The organism is Streptomyces barkulensis (assembly GCF_002843305.1).
GTDB classification, from domain to species: domain Bacteria; phylum Actinomycetota; class Actinomycetes; order Streptomycetales; family Streptomycetaceae; genus Streptomyces; species Streptomyces barkulensis.
In genome coordinates this window covers 145,267-163,833 of the sequence record NZ_PGSG01000025.1, presented here as the reverse complement: position 1 = coordinate 163,833, position 18,567 = coordinate 145,267, and the positions used below count along the sequence as shown (strand labels likewise).

Annotated in this window: 18 protein-coding genes and 1 tRNA gene; 12 read left to right on the top strand and 7 right to left on the bottom strand. The window is 75.2% G+C overall.

The window, feature by feature from the left end; genetic code table 11:
- Positions 1–27 precede the first annotated feature (27 nt).
- From CUT83_RS05310 to CUT83_RS05300, 3 genes are all read left to right on the top strand, one after another.
- Complete coding sequence (locus tag CUT83_RS05310) at positions 28–1,044, top strand: carbohydrate ABC transporter permease (protein WP_240957678.1); 1,017 nt, start codon at positions 28–30, stop codon at positions 1,042–1,044.
- Positions 1,041–1,973 (top strand): carbohydrate ABC transporter permease, encoded by a 933-nt coding sequence (locus CUT83_RS05305; protein ID WP_420882391.1) that lies wholly within the window; start codon positions 1,041–1,043, stop codon positions 1,971–1,973. Before CUT83_RS05310 ends, CUT83_RS05305 begins: the two co-directional genes overlap by 4 nt.
- A gap of 72 nt (positions 1,974–2,045) precedes the next feature.
- Positions 2,046–3,485, top strand: a complete 1,440-nt coding sequence (locus tag CUT83_RS05300; protein ID WP_101254683.1) for a GH1 family beta-glucosidase — start codon at positions 2,046–2,048, stop codon at positions 3,483–3,485.
- 192 nt (positions 3,486–3,677) lie between these two features.
- Here CUT83_RS05300 and CUT83_RS05295 read toward each other — a convergent pair whose 3' ends face one another.
- The 3 genes from CUT83_RS05295 to CUT83_RS05285 all read right to left on the bottom strand — a co-directional run bounded on the left by CUT83_RS05295 (position 3,678) and on the right by CUT83_RS05285 (position 6,247).
- Positions 3,678–3,890: a hypothetical protein gene (locus tag CUT83_RS05295; protein ID WP_101254682.1), complete on the bottom strand. Its 213-nt coding sequence runs from the start codon at positions 3,888–3,890 to the stop codon at positions 3,678–3,680.
- Between the two features lie 137 nt (positions 3,891–4,027).
- On the bottom strand, positions 4,028–5,416 hold the full coding sequence (locus CUT83_RS05290) for a HAMP domain-containing sensor histidine kinase (RefSeq protein WP_101254681.1): 1,389 nt from the start codon (positions 5,414–5,416) through the stop codon (positions 4,028–4,030).
- Positions 5,417–5,479: 63 nt separating this feature from the next.
- A complete protein-coding gene (locus tag CUT83_RS05285) occupies positions 5,480–6,247 on the bottom strand; it encodes a response regulator transcription factor (protein WP_165869381.1) in 768 nt (255 codons plus the stop codon).
- Between the two features lie 110 nt (positions 6,248–6,357).
- Here CUT83_RS05285 and CUT83_RS30025 point away from each other — a divergent pair, with 110 nt between their 5' ends.
- The gene (locus tag CUT83_RS30025) at positions 6,358–6,906 is read left to right on the top strand and encodes a hypothetical protein (protein WP_101254679.1); all 549 of its coding nucleotides are present in this window, start codon (positions 6,358–6,360) and stop codon (positions 6,904–6,906) included.
- A 37-nt stretch (positions 6,907–6,943) separates the two neighbouring features.
- On the opposite strand, the gene CUT83_RS05275 is transcribed toward CUT83_RS30025, so the two are convergent.
- On the bottom strand, positions 6,944–7,822 hold the full coding sequence (locus tag CUT83_RS05275; RefSeq protein ID WP_101254753.1) for a spermidine synthase: 879 nt from the start codon (positions 7,820–7,822) through the stop codon (positions 6,944–6,946).
- A 74-nt stretch (positions 7,823–7,896) separates the two neighbouring features.
- Complete coding sequence (locus tag CUT83_RS05270; protein ID WP_420882392.1) at positions 7,897–8,292, bottom strand: hypothetical protein; 396 nt, start codon at positions 8,290–8,292, stop codon at positions 7,897–7,899.
- A gap of 185 nt (positions 8,293–8,477) precedes the next feature.
- Between CUT83_RS05270 and CUT83_RS05265 the strand changes: the two genes are divergently transcribed.
- A complete protein-coding gene (locus CUT83_RS05265; protein WP_101254751.1) occupies positions 8,478–9,959 on the top strand; it encodes an NsdA family TPR-like regulatory protein in 1,482 nt (493 codons plus the stop codon).
- 18 nt (positions 9,960–9,977) lie between these two features.
- Here CUT83_RS05265 and CUT83_RS05260 read toward each other — a convergent pair whose 3' ends face one another.
- Entirely contained in the window at positions 9,978–10,586 is a 609-nt protein-coding gene (locus CUT83_RS05260) for a histidine phosphatase family protein (protein ID WP_101254678.1), read from the bottom strand.
- 164 nt (positions 10,587–10,750) lie between these two features.
- Here CUT83_RS05260 and CUT83_RS05255 point away from each other — a divergent pair, with 164 nt between their 5' ends.
- The 7 genes from CUT83_RS05255 (at position 10,751) to CUT83_RS05230 (ending at position 16,999) form a co-directional block, all read left to right on the top strand.
- Positions 10,751–11,803, top strand: a complete 1,053-nt coding sequence (locus CUT83_RS05255) for a phosphatase PAP2 family protein (protein WP_240957680.1) — start codon at positions 10,751–10,753, stop codon at positions 11,801–11,803.
- Positions 11,706–12,797 carry a hypothetical protein gene (locus tag CUT83_RS30020; RefSeq protein WP_158238968.1) on the top strand — a complete coding sequence of 364 codons (1,092 nt, stop codon included), beginning with the start codon at positions 11,706–11,708 and terminating at the stop codon, positions 12,795–12,797. Before CUT83_RS05255 ends, CUT83_RS30020 begins: the two co-directional genes overlap by 98 nt.
- Positions 12,797–14,332, top strand: a complete 1,536-nt coding sequence (locus CUT83_RS05250; RefSeq protein WP_101254677.1) for a hypothetical protein — start codon at positions 12,797–12,799, stop codon at positions 14,330–14,332. Before CUT83_RS30020 ends, CUT83_RS05250 begins: the two co-directional genes overlap by 1 nt.
- Positions 14,329–15,690, top strand: coding sequence for an AAA domain-containing protein (locus tag CUT83_RS05245; protein ID WP_101254676.1), 1,362 nt, complete (start codon positions 14,329–14,331; stop codon positions 15,688–15,690). The genes CUT83_RS05250 and CUT83_RS05245 overlap by 4 nt, the downstream gene beginning before the upstream one ends.
- Positions 15,691–15,806: 116 nt before the next feature.
- Positions 15,807–16,169: a DUF8844 domain-containing protein gene (locus CUT83_RS05240; RefSeq protein ID WP_101254675.1), complete on the top strand. Its 363-nt coding sequence runs from the start codon at positions 15,807–15,809 to the stop codon at positions 16,167–16,169.
- A 136-nt stretch (positions 16,170–16,305) separates the two neighbouring features.
- Positions 16,306–16,935 (top strand): hypothetical protein, encoded by a 630-nt coding sequence (locus tag CUT83_RS05235; protein WP_101254674.1) that lies wholly within the window; start codon positions 16,306–16,308, stop codon positions 16,933–16,935.
- A tRNA-Lys gene (locus tag CUT83_RS05230) sits at positions 16,926–16,999 on the top strand. Before CUT83_RS05235 ends, CUT83_RS05230 begins: the two co-directional genes overlap by 10 nt.
- A 133-nt stretch (positions 17,000–17,132) precedes the next feature.
- Here CUT83_RS05230 and CUT83_RS05225 read toward each other — a convergent pair.
- The gene (locus CUT83_RS05225) at positions 17,133–18,407 is read right to left on the bottom strand and encodes a M6 family metalloprotease domain-containing protein (protein WP_173915027.1); all 1,275 of its coding nucleotides are present in this window, start codon (positions 18,405–18,407) and stop codon (positions 17,133–17,135) included.
- Positions 18,408–18,567: the final 160 nt, after the last annotated feature.

Here is an 18,567-nt window from a genome sequence, read left to right as displayed (position 1 = left end):
CGACAAGTGACCACTACCGGTTCGCCGGTGTCCGCGCCCCCCGTCAAGCAGGGGGGCGCGGCCCCGCGCCACAAACATGTCCCCTCCTCCCGCGAGGACCGGCGGCGGGCACGCCGCAGCCGCTGGTACCAGCGGGACGTGAGGTGGAGCCCCTACGGCTTCGTCGCCCCGTTCTTCCTCTTCTTCGGGGCCTTCAGCCTCTTCCCGCTGCTCTACACGGGCTGGGCCTCCCTGCACAAGGTGTCGCTGACGGCCCCCACCGACATGGAGTGGGCCGGGCTGCACAACTTCACCCGGCTGTTCGAGGACGACTTCTTCTGGAACGCCCTGCGCAACACCTTCAGCATCGGGATCATCTCCACCGTGCCCCAGCTGCTGATCGCGCTCGGGCTGGCCCACCTGCTGAACTACAAGCTGCGCGGCGCCACGTTCTACCGCGTGGCCATGCTGGCCCCCTACGCCACCTCGGTGGCCGCGGCGACCCTCGTCTTCGTCGTGCTCTTCGGCCGTGACTACGGCATGATCAACTGGTTCCTGGGCTTCGTCGGGTTCGACCCCGTCAACTGGCACGAGGGCATGACCTCCCACTTCGCGATCTCCGCGATCGTGATCTGGCGCTGGACCGGCTACAACACCCTCATCTACCTCGCCGCCATGCAGGCGGTGCCCAAGGACCTGTACGAGTCGGCGGCGCTGGACGGCGCCTCGCGCTGGCAGCAGTTCGTCCACGTCACCATCCCCGCGCTGCGGCCGACGATCCTGTTCACGGTCGTCGTCTCGACGATCGGCGCGACACAGCTGTTCGGCGAGCCCCTGCTGTTCAACCCCGGAGGCGGCGCGAACGGCGGTCCGGCCCACCAGTACCAGACCCTGGGCCTGTACCTGTACGAGCAGGGCTGGGTCAACCTGCACCTGGGCCGGGCATCGGCCATCGCCTGGATGATGTTCCTGATCCTGGTGCTGATCGCGCTGGTCAACTGGCTGATCTCGCGCGGCATGCAGAAGCGGGAGCTGGGCCGCAAGACCGCGAGGAGGCGCTCATGAGCGTGCTGGACTCCGACCGCGCGACGTCCCCCCGGACGGCGCCCGAGCCCGGCGGGGCGGACCCCCGCACCGGCCGCGGCCGCATGCGGGGGCGGGCCGGCGGCGCCGGCGGCACGCTGCACGGCGGCAAGCTGACGTACGCGGTGCTGTTCCTCGTCACCGCGATCGCCCTCTTCCCGCTGTTCTGGACGGCCGTGGCCGCGTCCCGGAACAACACCCGGCTCGCGGAGATGCCGCCGCCCTTCTGGTTCGGCGGCAACCTCTTCAAGAACCTGCAGATCGCCTGGACCGACGCCAACATGGGCCTGGCGCTGCTCAACACCACCATCGTCGCGGGGTCCATCGCGGCCGGCACCGTGCTGTTCGGCACGATCGCCGGGTTCGCGTTCGCCAAGCTGCGGTTCCGCTTCCGGAACCTGCTGCTGATGCTGACGATCGGCACCATGATGGTGCCGCCGCAGCTCAGTGTGGTGCCGCTGTTCATGGCGATCGCGGAGCTGGAGTGGACCAACCAGCTCCAGGCCGTCATCCTGCCGACCTTCGTCAGCGCATTCGGCGTGTTCTTCATGCGGCAGTACCTGCTGGAGGCGCTGCCGACCGAGCTGATCGAGGCGGCGCGGGTGGACGGCGCGAGCAGTGTGCGCATCGTGTGGCACGTGGTCTTCCCCGCCGCCCGGCCCGCGATGGCCGTGCTCGGCATGCTGACCTTCGTGATGGCCTGGAACGACTTCTTCTGGCCGATCATCGCGCTGACCCAGCAGAACCCGACCGTCCAGGTCGCCCTGACCGGTCTGGGCCGGGGTTACATACCCGACCAGTCGGTGATCATGGCCGGCGCGCTGCTGGGCACCCTGCCGCTGCTGCTGATCCTGACCGTCTTCGGCAAGCAGATCGTCGGCGGCATCATGCAGGGGGCGGTCAAGGGCTGACCGGCAGCCCTCCCGCCTCTCAGCCCCCCACGCCATCCCCTTCCGTACAACCTTTGATGGGAGCGCTCCCATATGAGCCAATCCTCCTTCCCCGCCAACTTCCTGTTCGGCTCGGCCACCTCCGCCTACCAGGTCGAGGGCGCCGCCGCCGAGGACGGCCGCACACCGTCCATCTGGGACACCTTCTGCCGCACCCCCGGCAAGGTGCTCGGAGGCGACACCGGCGACGTCGCCGTGGACCACTACCACCGCTGGCGCGACGACGTGCGGCTCATGGCGGACCTCAACCTCAACGCCTACCGCTTCTCCATCTCCTGGTCCCGCGTCCAGCCCACCGGCCGCGGCCCCGCCGTCCAGCGCGGCCTGGACTTCTACCGCTCGCTGGTCGACGAGCTGCTGGCCAAGGGCATCACCCCCTGGATCACGCTGTACCACTGGGACCTGCCCCAGGAACTGGAGGACGCCGGCGGCTGGCCGGAGCGCGCCACCGCCGAGCGGTTCGCCGAGTACGCCTCCCTGGTCGCCGGCGCGCTCGGCGACCGCGTGGAGCACTGGACCACCCTCAACGAGCCCTGGTGCTCGGCCTACCTCGGCTACGGCTCGGGCGTCCACGCCCCCGGCCGCACCGACCACGCCGACGTACTGCGCGCCGCCCACCACCTCAACCTCGCCCACGGACTGGGCACCCAGGCCCTGCGCGCCGCCCTCCCCGGCCGCGCGCAGATCGGCGTCAGCATCAACCCGGCCGCCGTCCGGGCCCTCACCGACGACCCCGACGACCTGGACGCCAGGCGGCGCATCGACGCCCTGGCCAACCGGATCTTCGACGGCCCGATGCTGCGCGGGGTGTACGACGAGGACCTGATCCAGGACACCTCGCGCCTGACGGACTGGAGCTTCGTCAAGGACGGCGACCTGGCGGACATCCACCAGCCGCTGGACGCACTGGGCATCAACTACTACACCCCCACCCTGGTCTCGGCCTCCGCCGACCGGAAGCTGCCGCGCCGGGACGGGCACGGCGGCGGCGAGCAGTCCCCCTGGCCGGCGGCGGAGGACATCGCCTTCCACCAGACCCCGGGCGAGACCACCGACATGGGCTGGACGATCGACCCCACCGGTCTGCACGACCTGCTCATGCGCTACCACCGCGAGACCGGCGGCATCCCGCTCTACATCACCGAGAACGGCATGGCCTGCGACGACAAGCCGTCCCCCGACGGCACCGTCCACGACCCCGACCGCATCGCCTACCTCCGCAGCCACCTGGACACCGTCCGGCGGGCGATCGCCGACGGCGCCGACGTGCGCGGCTACTTCCTGTGGTCCCTGCTGGACAACTTCGAGTGGGCGTACGGCTACAGCAAGCGCTTCGGCACGGTGTACGTGGACTTCGAGTCCCTGGAGCGCGTCCCCAAGTCCAGCGCCCGCTGGTACGCCGAGGTCGCCCGGACCGGTGAACTGCCCGCGCCCGGGGCGCTGGACACGGTGGGAGACCCGGTGGCCGACTGAGGCACCCGGCGGCCGGGCGGTCTGACCGGAGGGCCTGACCGGGGCAGACCGGAACGCACCGGCCGGACCGGGCGGGGCGCAGCGGGCGTGGGGGGTGGAGACCGCTGCGCCCCGCCTGCCGTGGGGGGTGGCTGGTTCACGGGGGCCGGCTCCCCACCGGCCGGGGGACCGGCGGGGCCGGGGCGGGAGGACTCAGCGGGAAGGCGGCTCGGCGCTCTCCCGCGCTCCGTCGGCCGCGGCGGACGATTCCGCGGTGGCCGCGGCGGACGGCGCGGGGCCCGGCTCCGCCGTGGCCGTACCGGCCAGGACCAGCCCGCCGGCCGCCACGATCGCCGCCACGGCCGCGTCGGCGATCGGCTGCCGCCGCCCGCCCGGGCGGCGCCACTGTGCGGCGATGCTCCTCATCGCACTCCTGCCTCGATCCAGGGGGAACGTGGACAGGGAGCACGCTAGCGAGGCCGATTCCGGCGAAACGCCCGTTCCGGGCAGACGCCCGGGAACTTATGGCTCCCTTAAGGCCGGTCTACGGAACGGCTGAGGAATCACCACTTTCGGCGCACGCCCCGTCGCGTTCTGTGTCCGCGCCGGCGGCTCGCTCCACCGGCGGGCCCTCCGTCCGAGGACAGCAGGAGCCGTACCTCCGTCCCGCCGAGCACCGAGCGCCCGATCCGCACGTCGCCGCCGGTGGACTCCGCCACCCGCCGCACGATGTCCAGGCCCAGGCCCGTGGAACCGGGCCCGCCGTCGCCGTGGCCGCGGCACAGCGCCGCGTCGGGATCGTCGATGCCGGGGCCCGCGTCGGAGACCAGCACGATCACCGAGTCGCCGGCGGCCGAGCGGTGGACGTCCACGGCGAAGGCGGTGCCCTCCGGAGTGTGACGGAAGACGTTGCCGAGCAGCGCGTCGAGGGCGGCGGCGAGGTCGGCGCGGGCCACGGGGACGCGTACCGGCTCCCCGACCCCGGCCAGCTCCGCGTCGCGGCCCTCGTCCTCGGCGAGCGCGGACCAGAAGTCCATCCGCTCCCGGATCACCTCACAGGCGTCGCAGAAGGCGCCGCCGCCCGGCGCGTCCGGCGGCTGGGTCCGCTGCTCGCGCGCGGTGCGGATGATGTGGTCCACCTCCCGCTCCAGCTGGGCGACGGCCGCGCGCGTCTGCTCGGCGGCGTCACCGGCGCCGAGCGAGGCGGTGTTGAGGCGGAGCACGGTCAGGGGGGTGCGCAGCCGGTGGGAGAGATCGGCGGCCAACTCCCTCTCGTTGGCGAGCAGCTGGGCGACCTGATCGGCCATGGAGTTGAACGCCGCGGCGGCCAGGCGCAGTTCGGCGGGCCCCTCCACCGGAACCCGCACCGCCAGCCGTCCCGTACCCAGTTCCCTCGCGGCCCCGGCCAGCCGCTCGGCGGCGCCCACCATACGGGTGCCGAGCCGGTCGGCGATGACGACGGACGCCACGACGAGCGCGAGGCCGGTACCGGCCAGGACGAGCCAGGCGGTGGTGACACCGCCCGTGACCTCCTCCTCGGGCACGAACACCTCGACGACGGCGGACCGCTCGGTGGTGACCGGCTGGAGCAGCACGAAGCCGCCCTCGACGGGTACGACGGCGGCCCCCTCCAGTGGGGCCGTGGCCTTCAGCCTCCCCTCGTCCAGGCGGCGTTCGCCGATCTCGGCACTCCCGTCCTCCCGGCCCGGGGGCGCGTAGACGGCGATCCGCCCGGCGGCCTGCGCCGGCATGCTGGCCAGCCCGCGCTGGAGCGGGCCCCGGTCGCCGCCGGTGGCGGCGAGCAGATGGGTGACGGAGGCGGCCAGCCGCTCCGCGCCCGTGAAGGCCCGGTCGCGGGCCATCTCCTTGACCACCAGCGCCAGGGGTACGGCGAAGGCCACCACGACCATCGCGGTCACGGCGATGCACACCTTGACCAGCGCCCGTCTCATGGACTCCTCCCCCTCCCCCTCTCCCCCGCCGTCCCGTCCCGGCCCCGGCGCTCCCGGCCGGGTTCACTCCCGCGAGGACCCCCGCGGGGAATCCCGCGGGGAATCCCGCGGGGAATCCCGCGGGGGCTCCAGTTTGACGCCCACACCGCGCAGTGTGTGCAGATAGCGGGGGTTGGCCGCGGTCTCGCCCAGCTTCCTGCGGAGCCAGGAGAGATGGACGTCGATGGTCTGGTCGTCGCCGTAGCTCTGCTGCCAGACCTCCGCCAGCAGTTCCCTGCGCGGCACGACGACCCCGGGGCGCTGCGCGAGGAAGGCCAGCAGGTCGAACTCCCGGCGGGTCAGGTCAAGGGCGCGTCCGTCGAGTTCGGCCTGCCGCCGCAGCGGATCGACGACCAGCCCGCCGGCCCGTATCGCCCGGTCCGCCCCCGCCCCCGCGCCCGTCCCGGCGCCCGTGCCCGTGCCCGTGCCCGTTCCGGCGCGGCGCAGCACGGCGGCCATCCGGGCCGACAGATGCTCCACGGAGAACGGCTTGACCAGATAGTCGTCGGCACCGTCGTTGAGCAGCCGGACGATCTCCGCCTCGTCGTCCCGCGCGGTGGCGATGATCACGGGCACCTGTGTGATCCCGCGCAGCATCTTCAGCGCCTCGGCCCCGTCGAGGTCGGGCAGTCCGAGGTCGAGGATCACCACGTCGAATCCGAGGTGCGCGACCTCCCGCAGCGCCTCCAGGGCCGTCCCGACGCTGCGTACGGTGTGGGAGGCCTCCGTCAGATGCCTGATCAGGGCGGAGCGTACGAACTGGTCGTCCTCGACGACGAGTACACGTGCCATGGGCGGCACGGTACGTCATGCGCGGGCGCCTCAAGGAGGGGCCGGACGAAGCCGCGCGGCCGCGGGCGCGCGGGGTGAACTTCGGCCGGCGCGGCGCTAGGGTGCGCGGGATGCGACGAGGACTGGTTCACGCGGGCGCGTGGATGCTGGCCACCGGGTCGGCGGTGGCCCTGTCCTGGTTCGGTGTGCGCACCGTGGTGTCACAGGCCGCGTACGACCTGCCGCGGATGCCGCCGATCACCTCGGACATCCCGGCGCCGTCCGCCTCGCGCCACAGTCCCGAGCCGGAGACCGCCTCCACCCGGCGGCCCAGGCCGTCCTCGACCGCCCGCTCCCCCGTGGCGTCCGGGCCCTCCGTCTCGCGCGGCTCCGCCGGGACCCGCCGGGACGCCGGGCCTGGCGAGGGCACTGCGCGCGCGGGCAGGACGTCCGGGAACGTGGAGAGCCGCGAGGTGCGCGGCGGCCGGGTCGCCTTCGACCTGGGCCGGGATTCGGCCGCCCTCGTCTCGGCGTCTCCCGGTCCCGGCTGGGAGATGCGGGTCTGGCGGGGGAGCGAGTGGATACGGGTCACCTTCACCCGGGGCCAGGAGGCGTCGTCGGTCTTCTGCGTCTGGGACGGCACCCCGCCGCGGGTGACGGTCGACGAGCACGGGGGCTGACGGTCGGCCGGGGCGGCGGCGGGGTACGGCGGCCGGTTCAGCGCCGCTGGAAGACCCGCGCGGGCGGCTGCGGCGAGGGGGTGGCGGTGGCGTCCGTGACGGGGGCCGCGCCCCCGGTGAAGCCGGCCAGCGCGCGACCGTGTTCGACCCGGCCGGGGTGCGGGTCGCCCGCCGCGCGCCGGGTGATCTCGGCGACGGGCAGCGCCCGGTCGCAGGCGGCCAGGACGGCGTTGCCGAAGCGCCGCCCGCGCAGCACGGCGGGGTCGGCGATCAGGCACAGTTCGGGGAAGACGGCGGCGGCGGTGGCGACCTGCGCGCGCAGATGGGCCAGCGGCGGCCCGTCGGCGAGGTTCGCGACGTAGAGCCCGCCGGGACACAGCACCCGCCGGACCTCGGCGAGGAACTCCGCGCTGGTCAGGTGGGCGGGGGTGCGGGCGCCGCCGAAGACGTCCGCGACGACCAGATCGGCCCCGTCCTCGGGGAGCCTGGCGAGCCCGGCGCGGGCGTCGCCGCCGCGCACCCGTATCCGCCAGGAGCCCTCCAGCGGCAGCTCGCGGCGGACCAGGGCGGTCAGCGCGGCGTCCGCCTCGAAGACCTGCTGGGTGGAGCGCGGCCGGGTGGCGGCGGTGTAGCGGGCGAGGGTGAGCCCGCCGCCGCCGAGGTGCACCGCCCGCAGCGGCCGCCCGGGCGGTGCGGCCAGGTCGATCAGATGGCCGATCCTGCGCTGGTACTCGAAGTCCAGGTGCGTCGGGTCGTCGAGGTCCACATGGGACTGCGGTGCACCGTCGAGCAGCAGTGTCCAGGCGCGCGGCCGGTCCGGGTCCGGCAGGAGCTGGGCCAGTCCGCCGTCGACCGGCTCGCTCACCGGCTCCCTGGCCCGCCTGCCGCCCTCGCGTCGCCGTCCGTTCCTCGCCACACGGTCCAGTATCACCCGTACGGCCCATCCGCGCCCCGCGGGGACCGCGGGGCGCGGCCGCTCCCCGGCCGTTCTCAGGAACCGCCCTCGGCGGCGGCGATCGTGCGGGCCGCCTCGCTCAGCGCGGCGCGCAGCCGCGCCGGCTCGGTGGTGCCCGTGTGCGCGCTCTCCGGGGGCACCAGCCATCCGGTGCCCGCCACCGGCGGGTCGGCGGGCCGGCCGAAGCGGCGGTGGACCGGGACGCAGACGCTGCCCGGCAGGTCCCAGCCGTCCGCGGTGCCGGGCGGGACCAGGAAACCGAGGGTGCCGCCCGCCCCGTCGTGCAGCACCGGGCCCACACACTCGCGCAGGCGCAGGATGTCGACGGCCTCCAGGCCGTGCCGCGCGGGCACGGTCACCAGTTCGCAGGGCGCGTCCGGCACTCCGGCGGGCGGCGGGCCGCCGCCGGTCTCGCGGCCGGTGTCCAGCACGGGGGAACCTCCTCCTGGGTCGTCCTCCACGTTCGCTACACGAGGCTCAACGAACCGGTCTGTCAACCGCTACGGCGCAATGCCGCCGCAAAGGATGGCAGTTGATGGCAAATCAGGTGTTGGATATCCCGTTTGTCGGCAAAACATCTCGTATGCTCCACGAGGCAGCCGGTACGGTCCCGGCCATGGCGTCGTCACCGTCACCCTCAGCGCCGGCGGGTCCGGGCCGTCAGCCCAATCTGGCCTTCCGGCGGTTGCGCGGGCGGCTCTCGCCCGGGGAGTTCGCGGCGGTCGTCCGCAGGGCGGCCCGGGAGATAGGCGAGAACGTCTCCTGCGACGCCCGGTACGTCGGGCGGGTGGAGGCGGGGGAGATCCGCTGCCCCAACTACGCCTACGAGCGCGTGTTCCTGCACATGTACCCGGGGTGCTCGCTCACCGATCTGGGCTTCGAGCCCCGTCAGGCGGTTCGCGGGCGCACCGCGCGCGGACGGGGGGCGTACGACGCCGCGGGCACGCCCGAAGACGCCCGCACCCGCCCCGGCTCCGCCCTCCCGGAGCCGCTCCGCCCGACCCGCGATCCGAACCACGGCCCGAGCCACGGCCCGAGCCACGGCCCCGGCGATCGCCCGACCGACGAGGAGAACGACGTGCTGCGTCGCGCGTTCATGACCGGCGGCCCGGCCGCAGTGGCGGCGGTGTCCCTGGACCCCCTCCTGGCGCGCCCGGCCGCCGGCGCGGCCCACGCCGCCGCCCGGAGCGGCCGGCCCGGCACGTCCGAGGCCGCGGCCGTCGAGGAGACGGTGCGCGACATCCGGCTGCTGGACGACCGGTACGGCGCCGACGGTCTCTACCACCGGGCCGACGGCGCGCTGCGGGCCGCGTACGACCTGCTGGACACGGGCGCCCGGCGGCAGCCGACCGCCGACCGGCTGCACGCCTGGACCGGTGAGCTGGCCCTCTCCGTGGGCTGGCTGGCCCACGACTCGGGCCGCCTGGCCGAGGCCCGTCCGCACTACGCCGAGGCCCTGGCCATCGCCCGGGTGGCCGGGGACGCGGCCCTGGAGGCGCACGCTTTCTGCAACACCTCCTTCCTCGCCCGCGACGCCGGGCGCCCCCGGGAGGCGGTACGGGCCGCGCAGGCCGGGCAGCACATCGCCCGCCACCTGGGCTCGGCGCGGCTGCTGTCGCTGCTGGCGGCGCGCGAGGCGGGCGGCTGGGCCCTCCTCGCCGACCGCACGGCCTGCGAGGAGTCGCTGAGCCGGGCGCGGACGCTGTTCGAACGCGGCCCCCGCGACGCCGACCCGGAGTGGATGACCTTCTACGGCGAGGCCGAACTGAACGGTCTGGAGGCGCAGTGCTGGGCGGCGCTGGGCGACTGGGGGCGCGCTGCACGCCGCGCGCGCCGCGCGGTGGCCCTCCAGGATCCGCACTTCACACGCAACACCGCCCTGTTCACCGCCGAGCTGGCGGACGACCTCGCCGGCGGGGGCGAGGTGGAGGAGGCCGCCGGTTCCGCCGGCCGGGTGCTGGACCTGCTCGGCCAGGTGCGCTCCTCCCGCGTCGGCGGAATGCTCGACGGCACCGCCCGGCGGCTGCGGCACCACCGGGGCGTCCCGGCCGTCGCGGACTTCCTGGACCGCCTGGCCGAGGGGGCACGGCCGGCCTGACGGCCGGCCCGCCGCCCGTCACCGCCCCGGCCGGTCCAGGTGGCCCCGGTCGTTCCAGCTCTCGACGGCCGGCTCCCCGTAGGCCCAGCCCAGCACCGACAGCGCTCCCGCGTCCAGGCGCAGCCGTGCGGCGAAGGACGGGTCCAGACCCAGCCAGCGCGCACCCAGCACCCGGAGCAGATGGCCGTGCGCGAAGACGAGCACGTCGCGCTCCGCCGACCGCGCCCAGGCGACCACCTCGTCGGCGCGGGCGGCCACCTGCGCCAGGCGCTCGCCGCCGGCCACACCGTCGCGCCAGATGAGCCAGTCCCGCCCCGCCCGCTCCCTGATGCCGTCCGGGGTCAGCCCCTCGTACGCGCCGTAGTCCCACTCCAGCAGCGCGTCCCAGTCGGTGGCCCGCTCCCCGAAACCCGCCAGGTCGCAGGTCTCCCTCGCCCTCGACAGCGGGCTGGTGCGGACCTCGGCGTCCGGGAGCCCGCCCCAGGGCGCGCCGCGCAGCCGCTCCCCCAGGGCGCGAGCCATGCCTCGCCCCTCATCCAGCAGGGGGACGTCTGTGCGGCCGGTGTGCCGTCCGGACCGGGACCATGCGGTCTGGCCGTGCCGGACCGCCAGGATGCGCGCTGCCATTCCATGCCTTTCGAAAGGGGGCTCACGGCCATCATCGCGCGCCGGGCGCGGGCGCCGCGCTCAACCCCCCGGCGCTCCCCCCGCGTCCTCCTCCCCGTATCCGTGCCGCAAACGGCCGTCCGGCCGCCGTACGGCCGACCACGGGAGTTGGGGGAGCGTTCACGATGGTCCGGGCACGGCTTCGGTGGTGGACCGAACTGCCGCTGATCGCCGTGGTCTACGGCGCCTACTCCGCCGGGCGGCTGCTCGCACGCGGCGACGTCTCCACGGCCGTCGGCCACGGGCTGGCGATCCTGCGCTTCGAGGAGCGGCTGAACCTGGACCCCGAGCGGTTCCTCAACCGGCTGTTCACCGGCCACGCGTGGCTCGGCGTCCCGGCCGACTTCCTCTACGCCACACTGCACTACCTGGTGACCCCGGCCGTACTCGTCTGGGTCTTCCGCCGCCGGCCGGCCCACTACCGCAGGCTGCGCACCTGGCTGATGGTCTCCACCCTCATCGGCCTGGTCGGCTTCACCCTGGCCCCGACCTGCCCGCCGCGCCTGCTCGCCGCAGCGCACGGCTTCACCGACACCATGGCGCAGTACGGCGAGTACGGCTGGTGGGGCGGCGAGGCCAGCGCCCCGCGGGGCCTGGGCGGGCTGACCAACCAGTACGCCGCCATGCCGAGCCTGCACGTCGGCTGGGCGCTGTGGTGCGGCGCGGTGCTGTGGCGGCTGGGCGGACGGGGACCGTGGACGCGGGCGGCGGCCGTCGGCCATCCGCTGCTGACGACGGTGGTGGTGATGGGCACCGCCAACCACTATCTGCTGGACGCGGTGGCGGGCGCCGCGGTGATGGGCGCCGGCCTGCTGCTGACCGGCCCGGCGATGCGCGGCGCGGACCGGGCGGCGGCATGGTTGCGGCCTTCCACGGCGGACGGGACCGCGAACGGACCGGCGGGCGCCGCGGCCTCGGGGCAGCGGTCCGCACCGGCGGCTCCGGGCGACCTCAACTCCATCGGTGTCACAGGCGGATGTCACACTTCCGCGGGTGAGCTACAACCCCGACAGCCAACCGACGACAGCCCTGCGCCGACGGCTCGCCGAGCTGCGCGGCGCCGACGTCGCGCCCCGGCCGATGGACGCGCGGGCGCTCGCCGCGCTGGCCGCCAACCCGGGCTGCCGCCGCCGGGCGCTGCTGGACGGCGCCGGGGTGGACAAGGGCGCGCTGGCTGAGGCGCTGGGCTCCCCCGCGCCCTTCGGACAGTCGCAGTTCGCGTTCGTCCGCGGCCACGCCTTCGAGGCGCGGGTGAAGGGGGACGGCGGCGCCGAGCTGATGCGCCTGGTCCACTCGCGCACCGCCGCGGCCGACACCCCGGCCCCCGAGCCCGGCGGGGTGTCCGTGCCCGACCTGTCGGCGCCCGGCCCCGCCGGGCGCGCGGAGCGCACCCGGCAGGCGCTGGAGCGGGCGACGGCCGACGGCGGCTGGACGCTGCTGGACCACCCGATGGTGCGGCTGGACGTGGCCGGCTCCCCCGTCCACCTGGAACCCGACGCGGTGGCGGTCCACCCGGACGGGCGCTGGACGGTGGTGGAGATCAAGTCCTTCCCGATCCTGGACGGTTCGGCCGATCCGGCCAAGGTCGGCGCCGCGGCCCGGCAGGCGGCCGTCTACGCCCTGGCGCTGAAGGCGCTCGAGGTGCCCGGCGGCCGGGTGGACGACCGGGCGCTGCTGGTCTGCCCGAAGGACTTCTCCAACCTGCCCACCGCCGAGGCGCTCGACCTGCGCAGGCAGATCGCCACCACCCGGCGGCAGCTGGCCCGGCTGACGCGGCTGGAGGAGATCGCCGCGGCACTCCCCGAGGGCGCCGGCTTCGACCCGGCCCGCCCGCCCGCCGAACTGGCCGGTTCCGTCGAGTCGGTGCCGGCCGCCTACGCGCCGCAGTGCCTGTCCACCTGCGAACTGGCCTTCCACTGCCGCGACCGCGCCCGGTCCGAGGGCGCGGTGGAGGTGCTGGGCCGCGAGGTCCGCGGGGAGCTGGGCGGGCTGACCACGGTCGAAGCGGTCCTGGCGGCCGCCCGTGACGAGACGCGCGGCACCGCGGACCGCTCGCCGGACCCCTCGTCGGACCGCTCGCCGGAGGGACCCGCCGGGGACCCGGCCGCCGCCGCGCTGCGCCGCGCGGCCCGGCTGCGGGCCGAGGCCCTCGCGGCCGCGAGGAGGCCCTGATGTCGCTGGTGACCACCCTGGCCCGGATCGAGGCCGCGGCCACGGGCCGGGCGCGGCCCGTGGCGACGGTGCGCCACCGGCACCTGGCCGAGCGGCCCCTGGTCCTGGTACCGCTGACCACCGCCGGCGAGGTCGGCGCCCCGCTGGGCGCGATGGTGGGGACGGACCGGGACGCGCCCCGCCTGCTGGTCGTCCCCCAACCGCGCGACCGTACGCTGCGCTTCGCCTTCCTCGCCGAGCTGGCCGACGCCGTACTGCCCCATCTGGAGGCCGCGCAGGACGAGGTGGAGCTCGTCGAGCGCTCCGAGACCGACCCGGAGACGGGGAGGAAGGCGAAGGTCGAGGTCGAACTGTGCGCGGACGCGCCGCAGTTGGTCGTGCCCAGCTCCGCGGGCGTCGCCTACGTACGGCTGCTGGGCCGGTCCATGCGCTTCCGCCGCACCGCCGAGGAGGATCCGCGGGCCGCCCACCCCGCCCCGCCCCGGCTGCCGCTGCTGGGAAGGTGGCTGACGCACTACGGGGAGCGGGCCCGGGTGCCCGGCTCCTCGCTGCTGCTGGCCGTCACCGAGGTGCTGGGCCGCCACTGGGCCACGGGCCAGAGCCGTCTGGAGGACCAGCACCTCGGTGCCCTGCTGGCCTGGATCACCGCCGGGGAGGGCGAGTCGGGCGCGGAGGCGGCCCTCCGCGCCGAGCTGGCCCGCGACCGCGACGGGCTGCTGCTCATCCCGCCCGCGGGACCGGCCACCGACCCGGCCTTCGACAACCGCCGCCTGGCCCCGGCCGTCGCGCGGTACGACGCGGGGCTGCCCGGCGCCGAGGCGGAGATCCGCGAACTGGTCGCCTCCCAGCTGCGGCCCACCTGGGACGCGGTGTGGCAGGGCCTGGACCTGCTGCGCGCGCTGCCGCCGGGCGCGCACGTCGCCGACCGCTGGAAGCGGGACCGCTGGTCCTACACCGCCCACCGCGACCGGGTGCGCGGCGGCGAGCCGCCGCAGCCCAGGCGCGACGACGCGGTGACGGCGGCCCGCAAGCTCGCCGCCCGGGAGACGGCCCAGGCGGAACTGGCCGCCCAGGAGGCGCTGGACGACCCGCTGGTGATGGCTCAGCGGCGGATGGCCGGGGAGGCGTTCGAGGGCGAGGTCGTCGAGGTGGAGATGGCGTACTCGTCGGGGAAGCGCCCGATGCCGCGCCCGCTGGTCACCGTCCGCACCGGTGACCGGCCGCACCTGGAGGGCGGCGAGCGGCTGTACCGGGCCCTGGAGGGCGGGAAGTCGCAGCCGGGGGTGTTCACGGAGTCCCCTGCGCCGGGGCTGGTGACGGTACGGCTGACCGGCGGCATGGGCCGCGGCAGGGAGCCGGAGGCGGGTTCGGTGCCGGAGGTGGGCGAGACGGTGTGCTGGACGCTGTTCGAGCACGCTCCGCGCGGCGGACCGGATCTGCCGGACCCGGAGGAGACGCCGTGGACGCACGGCGGCCCGCCCGACCCCGACGCCCTGGACGCGCCCGACCCCGTGACACCGGAGGACCTGCTGTGAGCGGCACCCCCGCCGGCACCCCCGCCGGCACCGGTACCACGCCCGACCCGGGCTCGGCCGCCGCCGAGGCGACCGGCGCGATCCTGCGCGACGTCCTCTCCGGCGCCCACCGCGGTGTGGTCGTGGACTCGCCGCCCGGCGCCGGCAAGACCACGCTGGTGGTGCGCGCCGCCCGGGAGCTGGCCGCCGCGGGCCGCCCGCTGATGATCGTCGCCCAGACCAACGCCCAGGTGGACGATCTGGTGGACCGGCTGGCGACCGCCGAGCCGGAGCTGCCGGTGGGCCGGCTGCACAGCAGCGAGGCGCAGCCCTACTCCCCGGTGCTGGACCGCCACCCGTCGGTGGTGAAGTCCTCGAAGGCCGCGGATCTGGCCGGGCTGGACGTGGTGGTCTCCACGGCGGCCAAGTGGGCCCACGTCCGGGGGGCCGGGCCGTGGGAGCAGGCCATCGTGGACGAGGCGTACCAGATGCGCTCCGACGCGCTGCTGTCGGTGGCCGGGCTGTTCGAGCGGGCGCTGTTCGTCGGCGATCCCGGGCAGCTCGACCCCTTCAGCCAGGTCGGCTCCGAGCAGTGGGCGGGACTGTCGTACGACCCGTCGGCCAGCGCCGTGACCACACTGCTGGCGCACAACCCGGACCTGCCCGTGCACCGGCTGCCGGTCTCCTGGCGGCTGCCCGCCTCGGCCGCGCCGCTGGTGTCGAGGGCGTTCTACCCCTACACCCCGTTCCGCAGCGGCACCGGACCGGGCGAGCGGCGGCTGGAGTTCGCACAGCCCTCCGACGGTTCCTGTGTGGACCGGGTGCTGGACGAGGCGGCCGGCTCCGGATGGGGGCTGCTGGAACTGCCCGCCCGCCACACCCCGCGTACCGACCCGGAGGCGGTCGCGGCCGTCGCGGCGGTGGTGCGGCGGCTGCTGGACCGCGGCGGCGCGGCGTTCGGCGAGCGTTCCGGGGAGCCGGACCCGGTGACGGCGGAGCGGGTCGCGGTGGGCACCGCCCACCGCGACCAGGCGGCGGCCGTCCGCGCGGCGCTGGCCCGCCTGGGTGTGACGGACGTCGCGGTGGACACCGCCAACCGGCTCCAGGGACGCGAGTTCGATGTGACGGTGGTGCTCCACCCGCTGTCGGGCCGCCCGGACGCCACGGCCTTCCACCTGGAGACGGGACGGCTGTGCGTGCTGGCCTCGCGCCACCGGCAGGCCTGTGTGGTGGTGTGCCGGGCGGGCGTCCCCGAACTGCTGGACGAGTACCCCTCGGCCGAGCCGGTCCAGCTCGGCGTCACGGTCAAGTTCCCGGACGGCTGGGAGGCCAACCACGCGGTCCTGGCCCATCTGGCGGAGCACACCGTGGCCTGGTGAGCGCTCCCGGCGGGGCGGCCGGACGGGGTGCCGGGTGGCCGCCCCGCCCGGACCCGCGCCGGGCGGCCGGGAGGGTGGACAATGGAACGCTGCCCACGACCGACGGAGGTATCTCCATGTCCGAGCCGAACCCGGCTCCGGAACGGCGCGGCGGTGAGCCGCGCCATCGGCGCCCCGCGCCGCTGCTCTTCGAACCGCCGGACGCCACCTCGGACCCCGAGCACTTCTTCGACCTGGAGTCCATCGAGGATCCGCGCGAGCTGCTGGGCCGCGCCACCGAGCTGGCCCTGGCCTTCCGCGCGGCGGCGGACCGGGCCATGGAGTTCCAGGCCATGGCGGCGGCGCAGCTCGCCGACCCCGGGCGCTTCGACCGGCTGCCGGACGAGGCGATCGCGGAGCGGGCCGAGTGGACGGCCGACTACGCCCGCAAGATGATCGAGTTCGGCCGCGAGCTGATGAGGGACCGCACCCCGGAGTGACGGCGCGGAGGTGACGGCGGCCACGGCTACGCCCGCGGCATATGCGGGCGCGGAAGATACCGGACGCCGCCGCGCCGTGTCCCGTTTTCACGGATTTCCAGGGACGGTACACAGGTTGCCGGTAGATGTTGTGGGCATGAGCGATCCCGCCGCCTATGTGACCCCCGCCGGAGCCGAGTGGCTCGCCTCCTCCAGTGCCTTCCCGCGCAGCGTCCACGCCCTGTGGGCGGTGCGCCCCGGCGCACCGAGCACCCTGCCCTGCGGCACCGCCTTCGACGTGGTCAGCGTCGGCACGCTGTTCGGCCGCCGGATGCTGGACCGGCTGTGGACCGCGGGGCCGGGCACCGGCCCGGTGGCGCTCCACGCGGGACGGATGCTGCTGTTCGCCGAGCCCGGCACCGCCCAGCGGCTGCCGGCCCTGCTGCGCTGGCGGGAGTGGCGGGGCTCGCCCGCCCCGGCGGACGGCACCGCGGACGGCACCGCGGGCGGCGCTGCGGAAACGATCCCTCCGCTTCTGTGCTACGGCCTCGGCGACGCCGTGACCATCCCTCCGCCGGTGCCCGGCGAGGGCTGTCCGCCCACCACCCGCTGGCTGGTCGCCCCGGATGTCCGAAAGCCCTGGCTGCCGGGCACCGAGGCGCTGCTGTGGGCCTGTGTGCGGGCCGTTCGCGAGGGCGGCCGGGGGCCCGCCGGCGGCCGTGATCAACCGATTTCCGCTCCCTCGGATCAGGGTGCTAAGGTTTACCACGTCAACAGGCGCCGCTAGCTCAGTTGGTTAGAGCAGCTGACTCTTAATCAGCGGGTCCGGGGTTCGAGTCCCTGGCGGCGTACAGACAGCCGGAAGGCCTCCGTGGAAGCGGAGGCCTTCCGGCTTTCCCCGTACACGGGCCCTGCACGGGGGCCCTGCACGGGGGCCCTGCACGGGGGCCCTGCACGGGTCGGCCGGAGGCGGGGCCGCCGCGCTCACACCGCCCCGGGGCCGGGGCCCGGCACTCCGCGCACGGTGACCTCCACCCGCCAGCCCTCCTCGGTGCGGTCCACGACCTCCACGCGCACGGTGCCCGTGTCCGCCTCCACCTCCACGGTCTCCCCCGGGCCCAGCGGCGCGTCGGCCAGCGGCGGGTACACCGAGACGCGGTCGCACGCCCCGGTGCCGGGGTGGCCGTCGACCACCTTGACGGGGCCGTGCGCCGAGGGGACGTCGTTGCGCACCCGGTAGACCAGCACGCCGCTGGTGCAGGAGGTGACGTCGTTGCCGCTGGGCTCCCTCGCCTCGATCGCCAGCGCCTCGCCGCGCCCCGTGCGGACCGCGACCAGCCGGGTGTCGGACCCGCCGGCCGGCCCGTCGCCGTCGGGTGCGCCGACCGCGCGCAGGGTGTGCCGGCTGACGCCCGTCTCGGCCCGGCAGTCGATCCGGCCGCCGTCCAGCCAGCCCAGCTTCCACTTGTGCCAGCCGAAGGGCTCCGGGGAGAGTCCGAACTGGCTGCCCATGATGTCCCAGTCGCCGACGTGGGTGTCCCAGTCGCCGTCGCCGCCCTCGGGCTGGTGGTAGAGGTCGGGCAGGTCGAAGATGTGCAGGGTCTCGTGGGCGAGGACGTTGCGGTCCGGCGGCCGCTTCTCGAAGACCGTCACGACCCGGTGCAGCTCGGTGCCGTCCACGGTGATCGGCTCGTCGAGGTTGACGACCTTGGTGGCGTCGGAGTTCACGCCCGGCGCGTCGGGGTCGGCGACGAGGTAGACGATGTCGTAGTCGCCGAAGTCCACGTGCGGGTCGGCCGCGGCGACCGCGTCGTGCAGGTAGGCGCCGCGCAGGTCCGGCTCCCAGTCGCGCTGTATCCCGTACGCCCGCGAGTCGGCCGCCATCTCCAGCCAGCGGGGCGTCACGTGCGGGCGCAGTGTGAACTTCCCGTAGGAGGCCCGCTCGAAGAAGTCCGAGGTCTCCGGGAAGTAGTCGGCGGCGATCCCGCGGGGGGAGGCGGCGGGCCGGTTCTCGGGGAAGGACAGGAAGACCATCAGCGCGTCGAGCTCTCCCAGGGGCCGGGGGTAGGCCGGGTGCCAGGTGTCCAGCCCCTCGGAGTGGTGGAGTGCGGTGCGTTCCAGGGCGCAGGAGCCGGCTCCGGCCGCCACGGCGACCGGCCCGGTGACCAGGCTCGTGCCGACCAGCGCGGAGAACGCCGTGAGCACCGCCCCGGTCCTGCGGGAGCGGGGGCCCGGCCAGGAGCCGCCCGGCCGGGACACGGGCTCGCTCCGTCCCCCTCCGGTCCACTCGGCCCTGCGCGTAAACCGCACATCGTCCTCCCGCGGTGGTGTCGGGGCACGGCGCCCCGGGGAGGGGGCACGGCACCCACTGTGTGCCTTCCTGTGCCCGCGTGCCCCGTTCCGCTACGCCGTACGAGTG

Excerpts from the sequence above, each read along its gene's own strand:
- CUT83_RS05305 (WP_420882391.1), top strand. The coding sequence starts at position 1,041 with ATGAGCGTGCTGGACTCCGACCGCGCGACGTCCCCCCGGACGGCGCCC.
- CUT83_RS05300 (WP_101254683.1), top strand. The coding sequence starts at position 2,046 with ATGAGCCAATCCTCCTTCCCCGCCAACTTCCTGTTCGGCTCGGCCACC.
- CUT83_RS05295 (WP_101254682.1), bottom strand. The coding sequence starts at position 3,890 with ATGAGGAGCATCGCCGCACAGTGGCGCCGCCCGGGCGGGCGGCGGCAG.
- CUT83_RS05290 (WP_101254681.1), bottom strand. The coding sequence starts at position 5,416 with ATGAGACGGGCGCTGGTCAAGGTGTGCATCGCCGTGACCGCGATGGTC.
- CUT83_RS05285 (WP_165869381.1), bottom strand. The coding sequence starts at position 6,247 with ATGGCACGTGTACTCGTCGTCGAGGACGACCAGTTCGTACGCTCCGCC.
- CUT83_RS30025 (WP_101254679.1), top strand. The coding sequence starts at position 6,358 with ATGCGACGAGGACTGGTTCACGCGGGCGCGTGGATGCTGGCCACCGGG.
- CUT83_RS05265 (WP_101254751.1), top strand. The coding sequence starts at position 8,478 with ATGGCGTCGTCACCGTCACCCTCAGCGCCGGCGGGTCCGGGCCGTCAG.
- CUT83_RS05260 (WP_101254678.1), bottom strand. The coding sequence starts at position 10,586 with ATGGCAGCGCGCATCCTGGCGGTCCGGCACGGCCAGACCGCATGGTCC.
- CUT83_RS05255 (WP_240957680.1), top strand. The coding sequence starts at position 10,751 with ATGGTCCGGGCACGGCTTCGGTGGTGGACCGAACTGCCGCTGATCGCC.
- CUT83_RS30020 (WP_158238968.1), top strand. The coding sequence starts at position 11,706 with ATGGACGCGCGGGCGCTCGCCGCGCTGGCCGCCAACCCGGGCTGCCGC.
- CUT83_RS05250 (WP_101254677.1), top strand. The coding sequence starts at position 12,797 with ATGTCGCTGGTGACCACCCTGGCCCGGATCGAGGCCGCGGCCACGGGC.
- CUT83_RS05240 (WP_101254675.1), top strand. The coding sequence starts at position 15,807 with ATGTCCGAGCCGAACCCGGCTCCGGAACGGCGCGGCGGTGAGCCGCGC.
- CUT83_RS05235 (WP_101254674.1), top strand. The coding sequence starts at position 16,306 with ATGAGCGATCCCGCCGCCTATGTGACCCCCGCCGGAGCCGAGTGGCTC.